Raw genomic sequence first — 15,734 nt, 5'->3', positions numbered from 1 at the left:
CTTTTTCCTTATTTTTCCATCAATATGTGCCATAATGCTTTATCTTTAAATCCACAGCTCTCATAGAGTCTCTCAGGGTTCGTTTGATTATCGACTCTTCCTGAAACAGTTACAAAGAGAGCTTTCTTTTTAAGCCTCCGTAAGAGCTCGTAAACGATAACCTTTCCCAGGCCTTCCCCTCTATACTCCTTAGACACTTGAATCCAGTCGAGAGAGCCCTCACGAACCTCAGGATCATACTCTGCGATACCAGAAGCAGCGATCACATTCTTCTCCTTGTCGTAGAGACAGATCCATAGATCCTCGTCATAGACGAGTCTACTTTTATAGGCTTCTAGTTCATTAAGAGTTACGCCTTCTAACTCATAGCAGGAGTTAATGTGATCTACAAAGTCTTTCGTAGGAGCGTCCATGAAGGTGTATCGTGTAGATTCAAACGGTACAGGTAGATTGGAGAGATCATGAAGGAGTTTAAAATAGACAACATCTGTATAGTTTTCAAGAAGAGATGAATCAAAGCCCGACTCATGAATAACTTTCATGTGAGAAGGGACTTCAAAGTGACACGTCTTCCAGTAGGTTAATGAAGAGGCAGAGGTTGGATTCATTAGGTATTCATTTTTATTCATCTAGACCTCCAATACCAAGTAATTCTATTTCTTTGATTCTTTAAATAGTGATACAGAGTTAAGTAGGATCGATAACAAAACACAGATCCATAAGGCAGTATTCATCGTTGGCATGGTGTCCATAAGACCTGCCCAGTCTTCCTTAACTACACGTGTAGCTCCGTCCATGTAGAAAGCACAGACAGTAAGCGCCGTAAGGGATAAGCTAAGGAAACGGAACCATTTAGGATCTCTCTTTTGGGCTGACCATGCTAAATTTAATATGCAGAAGATGATTGAACTGATACCGAAAAGTAACCACATAGCGGCCTCCGAAAATGTTAGAATCGCAAAAGCTTTGAAACCGTCCTTAAATACTGATTCTTAAGTTCGATGATCTGGGTCAGATTTCTCTTAATTACAAGGGAGGTTACTTAGCTCTTTTGGACATTTGTTGCTTGGAAATTAAATTCTCAATCTTTTTCCTCTTTTCTAGAATTATAAATTGGAAACAGAAGGATTCCAATACCTTTCCTAAAAACAATGCATGGATCCCTAAATTAGGAATCCATGCATTGCTTACACATTATAAGGAACTCGTAGTTGGATAGAGATATTAGCATAAATGTCAAATTAATCTTGTTGTTTGCGTTTGTATTCTTCTCTTCCTATCTTGTATAAATTATTGCCTTTGCTATCGATGATAACGATAACTGGCATATCTTCTACATACAACTCTACTAATGCTTCAGGACCTAAGTCCTCATACGCAATAGGCTTGACTGACTTGATGCTTTGAGCAATGAGTGCACCAGCACCACCTATGGCTCCAAAGTAAACACAATGATGTTTTTTCATTGCCTCTACTACTTCGGGGGCGCGGTGACCTTTTCCAATCATCCCTCTTACACCTACTGATAATAGCTTAGGTGTATAAGCATCCATGCGTCCGCTAGTCGTTGGGCCAGCAGAGCCAATGATAGAACCAGGCTTGGCTGGTGTTGGACCTACATAATAGATGGTTGCGTCCTTTGGATTAAAGGGTAATTCTTCACCTCTATCTAATGCTTCGATCATTCTTTTGTGTCCAGCATCGCGTGAGGTGTAAATGGTCCCTGTGAGGAGAACGTTATCTCCAGCATTTAGTGTGGTTGCCAATTCTTCTGTTAACGGAAGTGTGATTGTCTTTACTGCCATTTATAACACCTCCGTCTTATGTCTTGTCACATGACAATTAATGTTTACTGCACATGGTAAGCCTGCAATATGTGTAGGTAGCGTTTCAATATTTACACCTAACGCCGTCGTTCTACCACCAAAGCCTTGAGGACCGATTCCAAGCTCATTTATCCTTTCTAGCAACTCTTGTTCTAGTTCTCTGTAAAAAGGATCTGGATTTAAGCTATCTACTGACCTCATTAGTGCTTTTTTGGCTATGAGTGCAGCTTTGTCAAAGGTACCGCCAATACCTACGCCTACGACTATCGGAGGGCATGCATTTGGGCCAGCAAGTTCAACGACTTCAAGAACAAAGTCGATGATGCCTTGTCTGCCTTGAGAAGGTTTTAGCATTCGGAGCATACTCATGTTTTCACTTCCAAATCCTTTGGCAGCTACCATAATACTGACTTGATCACCTGGAATTATTTCGGTGTAAATCATAGCAGGAGTGTTATCACCCGTGTTTTCACGACGTAAAGGATCTCTGACAACAGATTTTCTGAGATACCCTTCTTTATATCCTTGCCGAACGCCTTCATTGATGGCTTCCTTTAAATCACCACCCACAAAGTGTACATCTTGACCAATCTCTAGGAATACACAAGTTATCCCAGTATCTTGACAAAGAGGTAGTCTTTCTGATTTAGCCACTTGTACATTTTTAATAATGTTATTTAAAACGTTCTTGGCAAGCTCTCCATCTTCCTTTTCTTGAAAGGAGAACAGAGTCTTTTTGATATCCGGTGGTAAGTTTAGATTGATATCTACGCAGAGTCTTTGAACGATCTCAGTAATCTTACTTACTTCTATTTCACGCATGAATGAATTCTCCCAATTCTAAAACTATTTCTCGCTTGATACTCGTTAGTGAAAGCATAGATATGTGTTACATACTCTCTTAAAATCAGAGCAAACAATTATTTCCAAACGTCTGTTTCAACTCCAATGTCTGAACTAACAAATCGTTTTCCACCACCAGTCTTATAATTCTTATAAGCCTTTAGAACAATTTTTCTGCCGACGATTAGCGTTGGAATGTTGATCAGAATTAAAACGACATTGATTAGGTCAGAAACATACCACAAGTTGTCTAGCTGTAATCCAGCAAGCACTGTTAATGTTCCAAGAGGTACAAAAAGCAATGCTCCTAGTGCTCTTGAAAATTGGATGAAGGACTTACTCTTCGAGATTTTATTCGCAGCAATTTCTGTATAAGTCAGATCGCTAAGTAAAGTAGTAAATGCGAATAGACCAAATGCTACTACTACGATAATAAATACGATTGTATCGAGAACACCTTCCCCTGGAGTTAGGGCTTTAATGGATGTTAAAAACGTTCCTATTTTATCTAGTTTAATCGTATTCCAGTCAAGTCCTGGGTTTTGCCAAATTGCACCAGCTGCAACAACAAATCCTGACAGTGAACAAATGATAATCGTATCGACAAAAACTCCAATTGCTTGTACAAATCCTTGTTCGCAGGGGTGATTACCCGCAGAAATGGAGGCTGCTTGTGTGGATGTACCCATACCTGCCTCATTCGATAAGAGTCCTCGTTTTAAGCCTTGAGATAGTGCCACTCCAAAGGCACCGCCAAACATTGAAGCTGGTTGGAAAGCGCCTTTAAATACTGCTCCAAAGAAAGTTGGAACCTTTTCTAAGTTCAATAAAATGAGTAACCCAACAATAGCAATGTATGCTACTGCCATAACAGGTACCGCTACATCCGAAAACTGTACGACTCTTTTGATTCCTCCAAACGTAATTACAGCAATGATAACAACGATTGCAACGGCAATGATGTAATACAAAGGTTCCGTCACGCTTGTCGTACGTCCAGTTACTTCGTTGGCAATGGAGCTAACTGCGGTAAACACATGGAACGTGTGGACCGGTATACTAAGCATATTGTAAAGCAAATACAACACGCACATGCCGAATCCCACCCATTTTTTATTCTTCCAAATTTTTTGGATATAGAATGTAAATCCGCCTACGTACTCATTATCTTTTTTCTCTTTAAAGATTTGAGCTAATGTCGCTTCGACAAAGGCCGTTGCCATGCCAAGGAATGCTGATATCCACATCCAAAAGATGGCACCAGGTCCGCCGATAGTAACTGCTCCTGTGACTCCTACGATATTTCCAGCGCCTACTCTTCCGCCCATACTAATTAGAAAGGCAGCTAGCTGTGAGGTACCTACATCTGAGGATTGTTTTTCTCCAAGTAATTTGAGGCCTGTTCTAAATTCTTTCAGCTGGATAAATCCGAAGCGGAATGTGAAGAACAAGCTACCACCGATTAGTAACAAAATAGCTAGTGAAAATTGACCTAAAATCGGGATATTAGCATACCATTCGAGGTTTGTTGGAAAATCCCACAAAAAGTCAGCTACTGGTACGACGGCAGCGAACAAATTATTTACCCATTCGAATATTGTTGTCATTTAAGGTTCTTCCCTTCTTCAAGTGTTTTTCAAGACTCAATGTGTATCTTTAAAGCTCTACATTACTCGCATTCGTAAAGACCGGATAAACCGCTTTCGCGTGATTCAAGCCGAGTCGAACACACAATTCTGCATAGGCCACAGCGAGGAATGCTGGATCAATCACTTTTAGAGGTAATTCAGCCTCGAGTTTTTCACCATAACCGGCCATCCCTAGACAACCTAGAATAACACCATCAATGCCATCTTCTTTAATCGCTTGTTCACACACGTTTTTGATGTATTTTTCTGTTGCTTTTGGATCAACACGTAGCTCACCGATGGGTACATCTAACGCTCTTACTGACGCCATTTTTTCTCGTGCAATTCCATTTCGCATTAATCTACGATAGGTTCGTGGAATATTAGAAGAAGCCGAAGTGAGAACGGTGATGCGATTACAGAGCATGGATGCTGCAGCAAGGCTCACTTCTCCTGGTCCCACGACTGGAATTCTGACATTCTCACGAATCGCATCAATCGCAACATCACTGAAGCAATAGATGACAATGGCATCAAAGCCTTCTTTTTCTGCCTTAATGCTTTCTTTTACCATTTCAGGAGCGGCAAAAGCCTCATCCGTGTTGCAATCCAGCTCATCTGGACCTCGTTTAATGCAATCGACGCTTACTTCAGCATCGGAAGATAATGCTTGTTTAAGCATTATCTCCCGTGCATCCATCGTTTCTCTGGTCATAGCTTTATCCGACATGATGACTTTTATTTTCATAATTACATAACTCCTTGTATGTCACTTAACTTTACTTGGCCGTGTTTCTTCTTTGAGTGCTTATGGAGGAAATAAACAACAACCGTAAGCACTAAACCGCCTACTACAGTCATAATCGGCATATGAACCCAACCAGCTAATAAGAATAATCCAGCACAAACGATACCGCAGGTCACTGCGTAAGGCATCTGTGTACGGAAGTGATCAATGTGATCGCTAGCAGCTCCAATGGATGCCAAAATAGTTGTGTCAGAAATAGGTGAACAGTGATCTCCAAAAACAGATCCACTAATAATAGCGCTTGCAATTAATGGAAGTGATACACCTAAATTAACTGCTACTGGTACTCCAATCGGGAATAAAATAGCCATGGTTCCCCAAGATGTTCCGGTAGCGAAAGACATGACAGCACCCATGATAAAGAGGATAAAAGGCAGAATACCAGGATGTAAGAAGCCACTTGTAATTCCTACTAAATAGTCTCCTGTTCCCATGATGTTATTGACGCCAGATAGTGCCCATGCAAGGGTCAAAACAACACACATAAACATCATGTTGGACCAACCACTGGCAATAATTTTCATGCATTCTCTGAATGAATAGACGCCTGTTCTAACACACAAGTAGACAAGCACGATCAAACCACATAGAAATCCTGATGCGATACCTGTTCTAATGTCTGTTCCAGGGACTTTTGTAGTCCATAGGCCACATTTTGTTAAGTATGCAAACATAACCGTAAGAAGTACTAAGAGTGGAATGACCATCGTACTAATCTTGGCTTTACTCAGATCGATATTGAGGTTCTCTGTGTTATCTCCACGCATGGGCTCTCCACCTTCTCTGATCGTTTGGCCCGTCTTCATTGCTCTATTTTGAGCCTGTAACATTGGACCGTAATCCCATGAGGTGATGGACATTACTCCTGCCATAAATAAAGTCAGGATAGAGTAGAAGTTTAGTGGGATTCCTTGTACGAAAACTTCGAATCCTGTCGTGTTAGTGATTGATGCAGCGGCTAACTCCGTGTCGATGAGACCTTGAGTATAAACACCCCAACCAATAATCGGAATCAAAGAGCAAATCGGAGTTGTTGTACAGTCTAATATGTAGGAAAACTTTTCTCTTGAGACTCGTAATTTTTCAGCCAATGCTTCAAAAATAGGTCCTACGATTAAAGAGTTTCCTGAATCCGTAAACCAAACGGCTAAGCCGCCGATCCAGATACCTGTTTCACATTTTTCTCTGGTCTTTACCCACTTGGTAACTTTTTCTGTAAAGGCATATGCACCTCCCGATTTCGTGAGTAATGCAACAAACCCTCCAATCATTACCATCATGATTAAACCTTGAATATTAACAGGGTCAACCAGAGCACCAAAAATGTGTTCCTTAATCATTGTGGTAAAACCAAGTGCTGGGTTCCAACCTGCAATAATGGTTGAACTGACGAATACTGTGACAAACAGGGAAATAATAATATCCTTGGTAATTAACGCCAAAGAAATTGCCAAAACAGGGGGTACGAGAGAAAGGACACCATAATCTGTCATTTTTTCCTCCTTCTTTGATTGACCACCGTCAATCAAAGTGCTTTATAAAGTCAAACCTTTTAGCCAATTGCTTTCTTGTTCAATTTGTCTTCTAACTTCAGATGGTGCAGTGCCACCATATGAAACTCTGGCTTCTACACAACCTTTCATGCTAATGTCACCAAGGGATTCTTTGCTTAACCTACCATCGATTTCTTTCAGTTGAGCATCCGTAAGATCAACGAAATCACAGTTGTTAACTTCACACATCTTCACCATTCTTCCTACAATGGAGTGTGCATCTCTGAATGGAATTCCTAGTCGAACTAAGTTCTCGGCAATGTCTGTTGCGTTTAAAAATCCTTTGCTCATTGCAGCTTCGATCTTATCGATTCTAAATTCCGTTTTTTCAAGCATTTTAGCGAAAATAGTAATGCAACTTTTCCATGTATCAATGGCATCAAAGAGGCCTTCTTTGTCTTCTTGGAAATCTTTGTTATAAGCGAGTGGTGTGCCTTTCATAACGGTAAGAAGCTGGATTAAATCTCCATAGACTCTGCCAATTTTTCCTCTTAAGAGTTCCGCCATATCAGGGTTTTTCTTTTGAGGCATAATACTACTTCCGGTACAAAAGCTATCGTCGATCGCAATATAAGAAAATTCCGATGAATTCCACCATGTAAACTCTTCTGCCCAACGAGAGATGTGCATCATGGAGATAGAAGCATCACTTAAAAATTCCAGGGTATAGTCACGATCACTGACAGTATCCATTGCGTTTTCAGTTGGAGCTTTAAAACCTAATAGCTCCGCTGTTTTATGGCGATCAATGGGTAGTGTTGTACCAGCAAGTGCACAGGCACCAAGAGGACAATAATTCATTCTTTCAAAGGTGTCCTGAAGTCTACCGATATCACGCTTAAACATTTGAAAATACGCCATAAACATAAAACCAATGGTAATTGGTTGAGCATGTTGTAAGTGAGTAAAACCAATACTCAATTGATCAGCATATTGCTCAGCTTTTTCAAGAATGACCGATTCCAAGTGGCAAAGACGATTAATAATGTCTTTGATTTCTTTGAGTAAATAGAGTCTTGTATCTACTTGAACCTGATCATTTCGGCTACGTGCGGTATGTAGTTTTTTACCGACATCTCCTACTCTTTGGATGAGTCGACTTTCGATTCCCATGTGGATATCTTCGTCATTGACGGTAAATTCTAACGTACCCTCTTCGATCTCTTTAAGGATCGAACGAAGTCCTTCAATAATTGTTTCCTTTTCCTTTTCAGATACAATGCCTTGCTTACAGAGCATCGTTACATGCGCGATACTACCGTTAATATCTTCAAGGTACATTCTTTTATCGATATCAATGGATGCGTTAAATTGTTTAACGATATCATCCATTTCTTTTTCAAATCTTCCACCCCATAAACTACTTGACATGACGCTTCTCGACCTCCGTTTTATTTTCTAAGCAGTAGGAGTAAAGCTCACTTCCCGTTGCAAACCATACTCCCTCATGTTCCACCATGTATTGTAGAAACTCCTTAATGAGTGCTGAGCGCCCAGGGCTTCCAGTCGTTTGCGTGTCTAATTGCAACGTGTAACAAAGGTTATGGTTGTAATGACCTGTGAATTCATCTTTCCAGTTTGATAGAACGCTACTGTAATTTGCTATGCGGCCTTGTCCAGCTGGAAATGCAGGGCGGTAGTTGAAAGCAAAATAGGGTAAATCAAAATTCGCCCACTGCATAGGAATTTGGAGCATTTCATTGCCTTTTGAATTGACATCCATAAAATAGGGTCTATCATCATCAAATAGGTCGCTTGAATAAACCATTCCGTTTTCTGAAGCAATTTCTAACGTCTTTAACATTAAATCGCCCATAGGTGCTCTGAATCCAAGAGGCTTCTTTCCACATGCTTTTTCGATAGCAGATACTGACTTTTCAATTCTTTCTCTCTGCTCTTCATAACTTAGTAAACCGAAGTTTTCATATTCATATCCGTGGCAAGCGATCTCGTGTCCTCTATCGACAATTTCTTTGATTTTTGCTGGATATGTCTCTGCTGTTTTACCTGGTGTAAAAAAGGTCGCTTTAATATTGAATTCATCAAGAATATCTAATAGGCGAGGTAATCCATGCGACATGCCATATTGTCCAAGGGATAGGGTTTTGGGCATATCTAAGGCTTTTTTATCGAGTGAGATCCAAAAAAACTCAGCGGAAAGATTCACTGTAATGAATGCGACACATTTTTTCCCTTTTGGTAACGTCATACCTTTTGCGTACATTTATTTGCCTCCTAATTGCTTTTTAGGATAAGTTTTTCTCCAATGTTCAGCGATCTCGCTACCAGTAGCCACCCAAACGTCTCCACGTGAAGTCACCGTTTCTAGAATTTTTTCTAAAACTAAGTTGCGGCCTGGAGCTCCTGAAATTTGAGGATGCATCAAGAAGGAGATGCATAATCCGCGGTCGTAGTAACCTTCAAATTCTCGTAGTTGGTTATCTTGTACATTTCGATAGCAACTAATGCGATCTAGACCAGAAGGTTCTGCAGGATAAACGCTATATGCCTGAGCAACATAGTCGTCCAATTCCCACTTTGATGGGATCTCGACTAAATCTGATTCTTCACCATCTAGGAGAGTATAGTAGGGGATGTCATCGCCTCTCATCGAACTTGAATAAGAAAAGCCTAGTTCTGATAAAAGGTAAGGAGTACGAACATGCCAATCGCCAGAAGGCGTTCTAAAGCCTACAGGTTCTTTACCAGTAATGTCTTTAATAATTTTTTGAGTCTTTTTTAAGATCTCAAGTTGCTCTTCAACCGTTTTCTCGACGAAACGTTCATGAGTGTATCCGTGGTTCCCGATTTCATGACCTGAAGCATCAATCTTTTTAATTACTTCTGGATTCTTTTCCGCTACATAGCCAGGTACATAGAAAGTTGCCTTTACTTTGTATTTGTCAAGCAGATCGAGTAACATGTCGACACAGCGATTCGGACCATATTGTCCGATAGACCTTGCTCGAATTAGTTGTTCAGCATTAGGCTCATCCGACGACATATTCTGCCAAATAATGTCGCCATCCAAGTCAAAACTGAACATGACAGCACATTTCTTCCCTTCTGGCCACTTTACATTTTCCATAAAAACCTCCATTTTCCTGTGATTTTATTTTCTAAGTGCACCTGACTTTATAGCCGCTTCTGCCACATGTTTTGCAACTGTTTCAGCAACCCTCTTATCAAATACAGATGGAATAATGTATTCCTCATTTAATTCCTCTGGACTAATAAGTGAGGAAATTGCTTCAGCTGCAGCTAACTTCATTTGAGAATTAATATCTCTTGCACCGCTATCTAAAGCTCCTCTGAAAATGCCGGGGAAAGCTAAGACATTATTAATTTGATTTGGAAAATCTGATCGACCTGTTCCAATGATTCTTGCTCCCGCCTCTTTTGCTACATCAGGCATAATTTCCGGAGTCGGATTTGCCATAGCAAAAATGATGGAATCCTTATTCATCTGTTTAACCATTTCAGAAGTTAAGATGTTTCCTTGGGACACTCCGATAAATACATCCGCTCCGGCTAAAGCATCACTGAGGTTACCAGATACATTTTCGTTGTTCGTGATCCCACAAAGCTCTAACTTTTGTTCGTTCATATTCACCTTACGGTCACGACTTAGTATTCCTGTGCTATCGCATGCAATGATGTTAGATACTCCTGCCGTATGAAGCATCTTAATAATTGCTGTACCAGCTGCACCGGTTCCATTCACAACAACCGTGATGTCTTCCATTCTTTTTTGAACCACTTTTAATGCATTCATGAGAGCAGCCGTCGTTACGATAGCAGTTCCATGTTGATCATCGTGAAAGACTGGAATGTCAAGTTCTTCTTCTAATCTTCTTTCAATTTCAAAGCACTTAGGAGCATTGATATCTTCTAAGTTGATTCCACCAAAGGAAGGCGCTAAATGCTTGATCGTTTGAATGATTTCATCGACATTTTGTGTGTCTAGGCAGATAGGAAAAGCATCCACGTTTGCAAACTTCTTGAATAGTACTGCTTTTCCTTCCATTACAGGCATTGCTGCATAGGGTCCAATGTTGCCAAGTCCTAGGACTGCGCTTCCGTCTGAAACGACAGCAATTAAATTCCCTCTGGATGTGTAAGTGTATGAATCCTTCTCGTCCTTATGAATCGCTAAACAAGGTTCGGCAACACCAGGAGTGTAAGCAATGCTAAGATCGTCACGTGTTTCGATTTCCACTTTGCTTACAACCTCGATTTTTCCTCGTTTGAGCTTATGTAGTTCTAAAGCTTTCTGTTTGTAATCCATAATATCCTTCCATTGCATGATCTGGTTCACATAGTCCCCGGGTTACTCGGTCACCCAGTAGTTTACTAAATAGTAACACTGCAAAGACAAGGTTGTCAAACAAATTCTTAAATAAACAAATCATTATTTCTCGTTGTAAATAATTGTCTTGTTGAACGCGGACTATTTTAGTATTGTAACTAATTGTCAGGAATTAACTCCATAATAAAAGAGCATGGACAACTAATAATTAGTTCCATGCTCTTCTCGGTGCGAACAGAATCATATTTATTTGACTTCATCAACAACAATTTGTAAGTGCTCGAACATTAACTTTCTTGCTTTTTCTACATCACGCTCACGAATTGCTTCAATAATCTTTTTGTGGGATAGCATTTCGTCCTTAAAGTTGTAATTTTCAAGGACATCATAGAATTTTCCATACATCATCTCATTAATTGCACTGATGACGATTTCTAGTGTTCTCGTTAAAAATTGATTTCCTGTTTTTTCTGCATATAGCCTGTGTAACTCAAATTCTCCTTGAGTTTTACCTGTCGCATGAAATTGAGCATCTAGCTTTTTGTAAGCTCTTTCTATTTCAACGATGTCGTCATCCGAGGCATTCATAATAAGAAGACCGATGCCATGAACTTCTAAGGCTTGTCTAACCTGATAAGCCTCTACCATTGAGTAGCGTTCTAAGTTTTTACTTAGACTGTCATAACGCATATTGTCAATTTCTTTTGGCTGCTCTCTCAGGAAACGACCCTTACCCTGCCTTGAAATGACTACGCCTCTTGCCTCAAGTACATGAAATGCCTCTCGTAAGACATTTCTACTAACCTGAAGGTACTCAATAAGCTCGCGCTCTGACGGTAATTTTTCTCCTGGCTGGATATTCTGTGCGTCTATAATCTTATAAAGATCTTCTACTACTTCCTGATATAACAAAACTCTTTCGGGTCTATTTCCGATTTGCATCAATACTTCTCCATCTTATTTACATTCGTTTCCTAAATTCTAACATATTTAGGAAAACATTAATTAAGAACTTTCAAACTTCCGAAAAACACGCATATCTTTCCACTAGGATCCACACATTATTTTTTTATGTTATATATCCACGTATCAAAGGTTTCAGTTGTCTTCTGTTGAAATAGGTCTTTTAACTTCATTGCTACCTGATCTACATCATCTGCTTCAAATTCAATGGTTTCATACTCTTTAAAGAGTATTTCTAGAAGCGCTCTTATAAAGCTTTGAAAGGCATCTGCATCTCTTGATGCCACGTAAGCTATCTCATTTTCTTCGACAAAAGCAACGTGTTCTATTTGCTCATTCTTTTGAGTATAGTAAGCGGCCTTGGGAAGGATCTCTAAAAACGCTTCAAAAGGAATGGTAAGAGGATTGATGTTCTCATGTATCTCTTTGTAGTACTCGAACATCATCTTAGAGCATTCCTTGAATCCTTCCTGATCCCGAAGGGTTCTCTTTAAGATGTCTTCATCGAGAGGAACCTTAAGGATCAAGTCCTCTTTTTTTACTTCCATCTCATAACAGCTTCTAGCTTTCGTAAAACCTTTAGAAGCTAGATAATGACCCTTCTCTACTTCTAAAGATGATAGCATAACCTGTAATGGACTCGCTTCTTCTTTATAAATGAGATCAAAAACCGGGATATCCCTTAATGCTTTTACATCTTCTAGGTTGAAATTGAGGTAACAATTTCCCTTGTGATAGGGGTTTCTATAGGTTTTAATGAATACTCTCTTCTTCCCGTCTACCTCTACTACATACCCCTCATCACTCTTTATCATCTGCATCACTCTGCTCACTCCTCTATCGCTCGATAGTAGTAGGTACTTCTTCCTGCCCCTTCTCTAATAATGAAGCCTTCTTCTGTAAGCTTTTTAAGTGCCGCTAGTGCAGAAGACCTTCCGATGCTTGGTGAGTATTCTATAACCTCTGATCCAGTAAACTTACCAAGTTTTTCAGCACTATACTTTTTTACAATGTCATATGCTGTCGTGCCACGTTCACCTTCTAACATGACCCCTACCCGATCTTCAAAGTCTACATAGCAAGATAGAATAACTCGTAACATGTATCGGATAAATGGTGTAGGATCATTTGCACCTTCGAGCCATCCTCGACTAGATTCTTCTAACGCCTCGTAGTAAAGATCCTTGGTCTTCTCTATTTCTTTTTCAATACTGATGTATTTCCCTACTAAAAATCCACTTTTATACAAAAGAAGGAGCGTGAGAAGCCTGCTCATTCTGCCATTACCATCATTAAAAGGATGAATACAGAGAAAATCACAGATGAATGCAGGAATAAGTATCAAGGAATCGATCGTCTCGAGAGATACAGCCTTCTCATACGCTCTACAAAGATTCTCTACTGCTTCGGGTGTTTCAACGGGAGGTGTGGGAGTAAATCTTGTTACTTGAGTTCCATCAGGTCTCGTTTCATTGATGAAGTTCTGAACGTTTTTAAAATGCCCAGCGAAGGAAAGCTTGGCTCTTTTCAGAAGATCTCGGTGCAACTGAAGAATATAAGAGGGTCGAAGCGAAATAACCTCATAGCTCTCACGAATCGTTTGAAGTACATCTCGATAACCCATGATCTCGTCCTCATTTCGATTTCTCGAGGTGGTTTTTTCCTCAAACAGCTTCTTCAGGCGAACACTTGTTGTGACAATTCCCTCTATTTTGTTAGAAGCTTCCGTGCTCTGTATTCTTGCAATTTCTGTCAATCGGTTGAGCATTACCGTTTTATTACGGATAAAGAGCTCTTGTCTTCCTTTGCATTCGTGAATCTTAGCTACTAAATTTAGAATATCTGAATCCCAAGTCTTTTGATAAAGCTTGTTGTAATCAAATGGTCTCATAGCCCCACCTTTGTCCAGTTTGTTATATTTAGTCCAATTATAAACCAAATTGGATGAATAAACAATCTGTGCTTAACGGAGTAATGGAGGAGATCTTCACGCTTTTCTTCCCCTTCTATCTTTCAATGATAAAGGAAACGTTCCTCTCTCTTTCTTTAAATCCAAGATGCTTATAGAATTCAATGGTCGTTTTATCCAAGTGATTTACCGTAAGAGATGCCTCTTTCACACCCTGTTCTTTAAGCTCTCTTAGTGCTCCTTCTAATAGCTTTCGTGCCAACCCTCTACCTCGATAGCTTTCATCGACTGCTAGAAAATCGATGGTACCATCCCACTCATAAAAGAGATAACCAACAGCTTCTTTCTTATCCTCTATAATGAGGATTTTTCCCTCACCATCTCTATGCATCTGTTCAAGTGTTTCCCCGTTATAGTAGGCAGAGGGAAAGAAATTCCCTGTGTTATCGTAGAACTATTCGTAGGACCTTCTTATCTCTTCAAAGGTTTTTCGTCTATAAGGTGCTCCGCTTATAAATAATAAGGTAACAGCAAAGACGTTTAGTGGGAAAATGAAGGCTGCTATAAATAGCCCAAAGCTAATAAAAATGAGGATTTCAATAAAAAGAGGTAGGATGAGACCAATGTTCACCCACTTTAGTGCCTTTAATCGCTTTTCATTTTCTTGGTAAAATACCTCAAACTGATACTTGTTTAGAGTAAATGGGGTTAGCTTTATTTTTCGATTAACATTTCTATTTACAAGAAGTCCAGAGAAGACTCCTATTACAGCACTTAGGAGCAGGAGGAGAATCCTTACTTTGATTCCGGTCTCAGGCATCATGGAATGAATGATTTTTAATCCGGGAGTAGCAACTAAAATGAGTCCTAGTAATAGCGATTGATTAAAGCTACGTTCACTTACCCCAGATGTCTCTAGGCTTTTGGTCTCTTTGTTATAGAAGATTTCTAAGTCGTTATACGTGCCAATACATATAGATCTATTTATCATAAGCTTTTCTTTTCAAATGTAGTTTTATCTTTAGCGTACTTCACCTTGTAAACATACAACACCGTAAAGAAGGATAAGAGCTGGGCCACTACAATGCGCACGATCATGAGTTCATCCGCTCCCCCATCGGTAACGACATGGAGGAGGTTTGTTGCGACTAAGTTATTAAATAGGTGGTCTCCGAGTCCCATCCATAGTGATCCCGTCATCTCATAGAGAAGTCCCCACTTGATGCTCATGATACCAGACATTACGATGTATCCTATCATCATAATGAGCATGTTTTCTAACTCCATGGATCCTTCTAAGTAGCTTCTAAAAGGCATGGGCCAGTGCCAGATGCCAAATAATAAGGCTACTAGGAAGTTCGCCTTGTGAAATCCATAGGGCTCTTTTAAATCATGAATGAATAGTCCTCGAAAGACGCCTTCTTCCATGAAGACATTAATGAGGTTAAATAGAATGACTAATAGAAAAGATAGTAAGGTGGTATTCATCACCACTTTATCGTCCAGGGAGAAGCCTGCGGTATAGATCATGAGTTTTGGATGATTTTGATTCATCGTTTGAATCATGATCTCAATACCATAAGAGATCAAAAAGAAAAAGGCTCCCATCAAAAACCCTTTCCATGTATCTCTACTCTTTTTGGTAAAACCAATATCAGAAATATGTCTATGAGTTACCCTTAGAACCAACAAGAGGATCACGATTCCAATGACTTTATGGATAAAATGTTCTGCTAAGTAGGTCCTATCTGTCTTAAGGAAAAAATATTCCACGATTCGAACAGCTAATAATCCTAAGAACAAGCCCAATGTCTTAGTCACTTTATTCATTGATCTTTCCTCACTTTATGAGTTTCATGTCACCATTATGGCACACAAAAAAGAGCGCAAGTGAG

General features: G+C 39.8%; 15 protein-coding genes and 1 pseudogene. All 16 read right to left on the bottom strand.

Going from position 1 to position 15,734, the window contains the following annotated elements:
- Positions 1 to 8: 8 nt before the first annotated feature.
- The 16 genes and pseudogenes from ACUB3H_RS05385 to ACUB3H_RS05310 all read right to left on the bottom strand — a co-directional run bounded on the left by ACUB3H_RS05385 (position 9) and on the right by ACUB3H_RS05310 (position 15,669).
- Entirely contained in the window at positions 9 to 629 is a 621-nt protein-coding gene (locus ACUB3H_RS05385; RefSeq protein WP_459129636.1) for a GNAT family N-acetyltransferase, read from the bottom strand.
- A 612-nt stretch (positions 630 to 1,241) separates the two neighbouring features.
- Positions 1,242 to 1,805 carry a Fe-S-containing hydro-lyase gene (locus tag ACUB3H_RS05380; protein WP_459129635.1) on the bottom strand — a complete coding sequence of 188 codons (564 nt, stop codon included), beginning with the start codon at positions 1,803 to 1,805 and terminating at the stop codon, positions 1,242 to 1,244.
- Entirely contained in the window at positions 1,806 to 2,648 is an 843-nt protein-coding gene (locus tag ACUB3H_RS05375; protein ID WP_459129634.1) for a fumarate hydratase, read from the bottom strand.
- Positions 2,649 to 2,746: 98 nt separating this feature from the next.
- Positions 2,747 to 4,276, bottom strand: a complete 1,530-nt coding sequence (locus ACUB3H_RS05370; RefSeq protein WP_459129633.1) for an alanine/glycine:cation symporter family protein — start codon at positions 4,274 to 4,276, stop codon at positions 2,747 to 2,749.
- A 49-nt stretch (positions 4,277 to 4,325) separates the two neighbouring features.
- Positions 4,326 to 5,045 carry an aspartate/glutamate racemase family protein gene (locus ACUB3H_RS05365; protein ID WP_459129632.1) on the bottom strand — a complete coding sequence of 240 codons (720 nt, stop codon included), beginning with the start codon at positions 5,043 to 5,045 and terminating at the stop codon, positions 4,326 to 4,328.
- Between the two features lie 2 nt (positions 5,046 to 5,047).
- Positions 5,048 to 6,598, bottom strand: coding sequence for a Na+/H+ antiporter NhaC family protein (locus ACUB3H_RS05360; protein WP_459129631.1), 1,551 nt, complete (start codon positions 6,596 to 6,598; stop codon positions 5,048 to 5,050).
- Between the two features lie 42 nt (positions 6,599 to 6,640).
- Entirely contained in the window at positions 6,641 to 8,029 is a 1,389-nt protein-coding gene (gene argH / locus ACUB3H_RS05355; protein ID WP_459129630.1) for an argininosuccinate lyase, read from the bottom strand.
- Positions 8,019 to 8,882, bottom strand: coding sequence for a polysaccharide deacetylase family protein (locus tag ACUB3H_RS05350; protein ID WP_459129629.1), 864 nt, complete (start codon positions 8,880 to 8,882; stop codon positions 8,019 to 8,021). The genes argH and ACUB3H_RS05350 overlap by 11 nt, the downstream gene beginning before the upstream one ends.
- Entirely contained in the window at positions 8,883 to 9,746 is an 864-nt protein-coding gene (locus ACUB3H_RS05345; RefSeq protein ID WP_459129628.1) for a polysaccharide deacetylase family protein, read from the bottom strand.
- A gap of 24 nt (positions 9,747 to 9,770) precedes the next feature.
- Positions 9,771 to 10,946, bottom strand: coding sequence for an NAD(P)-dependent malic enzyme (locus ACUB3H_RS05340; RefSeq protein ID WP_459129849.1), 1,176 nt, complete (start codon positions 10,944 to 10,946; stop codon positions 9,771 to 9,773).
- A 267-nt stretch (positions 10,947 to 11,213) separates the two neighbouring features.
- A complete protein-coding gene (locus tag ACUB3H_RS05335) occupies positions 11,214 to 11,909 on the bottom strand; it encodes a FadR/GntR family transcriptional regulator (RefSeq protein ID WP_459129848.1) in 696 nt (231 codons plus the stop codon).
- A gap of 119 nt (positions 11,910 to 12,028) precedes the next feature.
- A complete protein-coding gene (locus tag ACUB3H_RS05330; protein WP_459129627.1) occupies positions 12,029 to 12,754 on the bottom strand; it encodes a hypothetical protein in 726 nt (241 codons plus the stop codon).
- A 5-nt stretch (positions 12,755 to 12,759) separates the two neighbouring features.
- A complete protein-coding gene (locus ACUB3H_RS05325) occupies positions 12,760 to 13,821 on the bottom strand; it encodes a Fic family protein (protein ID WP_459129626.1) in 1,062 nt (353 codons plus the stop codon).
- Between the two features lie 115 nt (positions 13,822 to 13,936).
- Positions 13,937 to 14,257: pseudogene (locus ACUB3H_RS05320) on the bottom strand (GNAT family N-acetyltransferase); the annotation flags it as partial.
- Positions 14,258 to 14,293: 36 nt separating this feature from the next.
- Positions 14,294 to 14,830, bottom strand: a complete 537-nt coding sequence (locus ACUB3H_RS05315; protein ID WP_459129625.1) for a hypothetical protein — start codon at positions 14,828 to 14,830, stop codon at positions 14,294 to 14,296.
- A complete protein-coding gene (locus ACUB3H_RS05310; protein ID WP_459129624.1) occupies positions 14,827 to 15,669 on the bottom strand; it encodes a CPBP family intramembrane glutamic endopeptidase in 843 nt (280 codons plus the stop codon). The genes ACUB3H_RS05315 and ACUB3H_RS05310 overlap by 4 nt, the downstream gene beginning before the upstream one ends.
- Positions 15,670 to 15,734 lie beyond the last annotated feature (65 nt).

Source organism: Guggenheimella bovis, assembly GCF_054492335.1.
This window is presented reverse-complemented; position numbering and strand designations above follow the sequence as displayed.

What these genes read in the sequence shown, in the direction of transcription:
- ACUB3H_RS05340 (WP_459129849.1), bottom strand. Translation starts at nt 10,946, where the DNA reads ATGGATTACAAACAGAAAGCTTTAGAACTACATAAGCTCAAACGAGGA.
- ACUB3H_RS05360 (WP_459129631.1), bottom strand. Translation starts at nt 6,598, where the DNA reads ATGACAGATTATGGTGTCCTTTCTCTCGTACCCCCTGTTTTGGCAATT.
- ACUB3H_RS05385 (WP_459129636.1), bottom strand. Translation starts at nt 629, where the DNA reads ATGAATAAAAATGAATACCTAATGAATCCAACCTCTGCCTCTTCATTA.
- ACUB3H_RS05350 (WP_459129629.1), bottom strand. Translation starts at nt 8,882, where the DNA reads ATGTACGCAAAAGGTATGACGTTACCAAAAGGGAAAAAATGTGTCGCA.
- ACUB3H_RS05380 (WP_459129635.1), bottom strand. Translation starts at nt 1,805, where the DNA reads ATGGCAGTAAAGACAATCACACTTCCGTTAACAGAAGAATTGGCAACC.
- ACUB3H_RS05365 (WP_459129632.1), bottom strand. Translation starts at nt 5,045, where the DNA reads ATGAAAATAAAAGTCATCATGTCGGATAAAGCTATGACCAGAGAAACG.
- ACUB3H_RS05310 (WP_459129624.1), bottom strand. Translation starts at nt 15,669, where the DNA reads ATGAATAAAGTGACTAAGACATTGGGCTTGTTCTTAGGATTATTAGCT.
- argH (WP_459129630.1), bottom strand. Translation starts at nt 8,029, where the DNA reads ATGTCAAGTAGTTTATGGGGTGGAAGATTTGAAAAAGAAATGGATGAT.
- ACUB3H_RS05325 (WP_459129626.1), bottom strand. Translation starts at nt 13,821, where the DNA reads ATGAGACCATTTGATTACAACAAGCTTTATCAAAAGACTTGGGATTCA.
- ACUB3H_RS05335 (WP_459129848.1), bottom strand. Translation starts at nt 11,909, where the DNA reads ATGCAAATCGGAAATAGACCCGAAAGAGTTTTGTTATATCAGGAAGTA.
- ACUB3H_RS05370 (WP_459129633.1), bottom strand. Translation starts at nt 4,276, where the DNA reads ATGACAACAATATTCGAATGGGTAAATAATTTGTTCGCTGCCGTCGTA.
- ACUB3H_RS05375 (WP_459129634.1), bottom strand. Translation starts at nt 2,648, where the DNA reads ATGCGTGAAATAGAAGTAAGTAAGATTACTGAGATCGTTCAAAGACTC.
- ACUB3H_RS05315 (WP_459129625.1), bottom strand. Translation starts at nt 14,830, where the DNA reads ATGATAAATAGATCTATATGTATTGGCACGTATAACGACTTAGAAATC.
- ACUB3H_RS05345 (WP_459129628.1), bottom strand. Translation starts at nt 9,746, where the DNA reads ATGGAAAATGTAAAGTGGCCAGAAGGGAAGAAATGTGCTGTCATGTTC.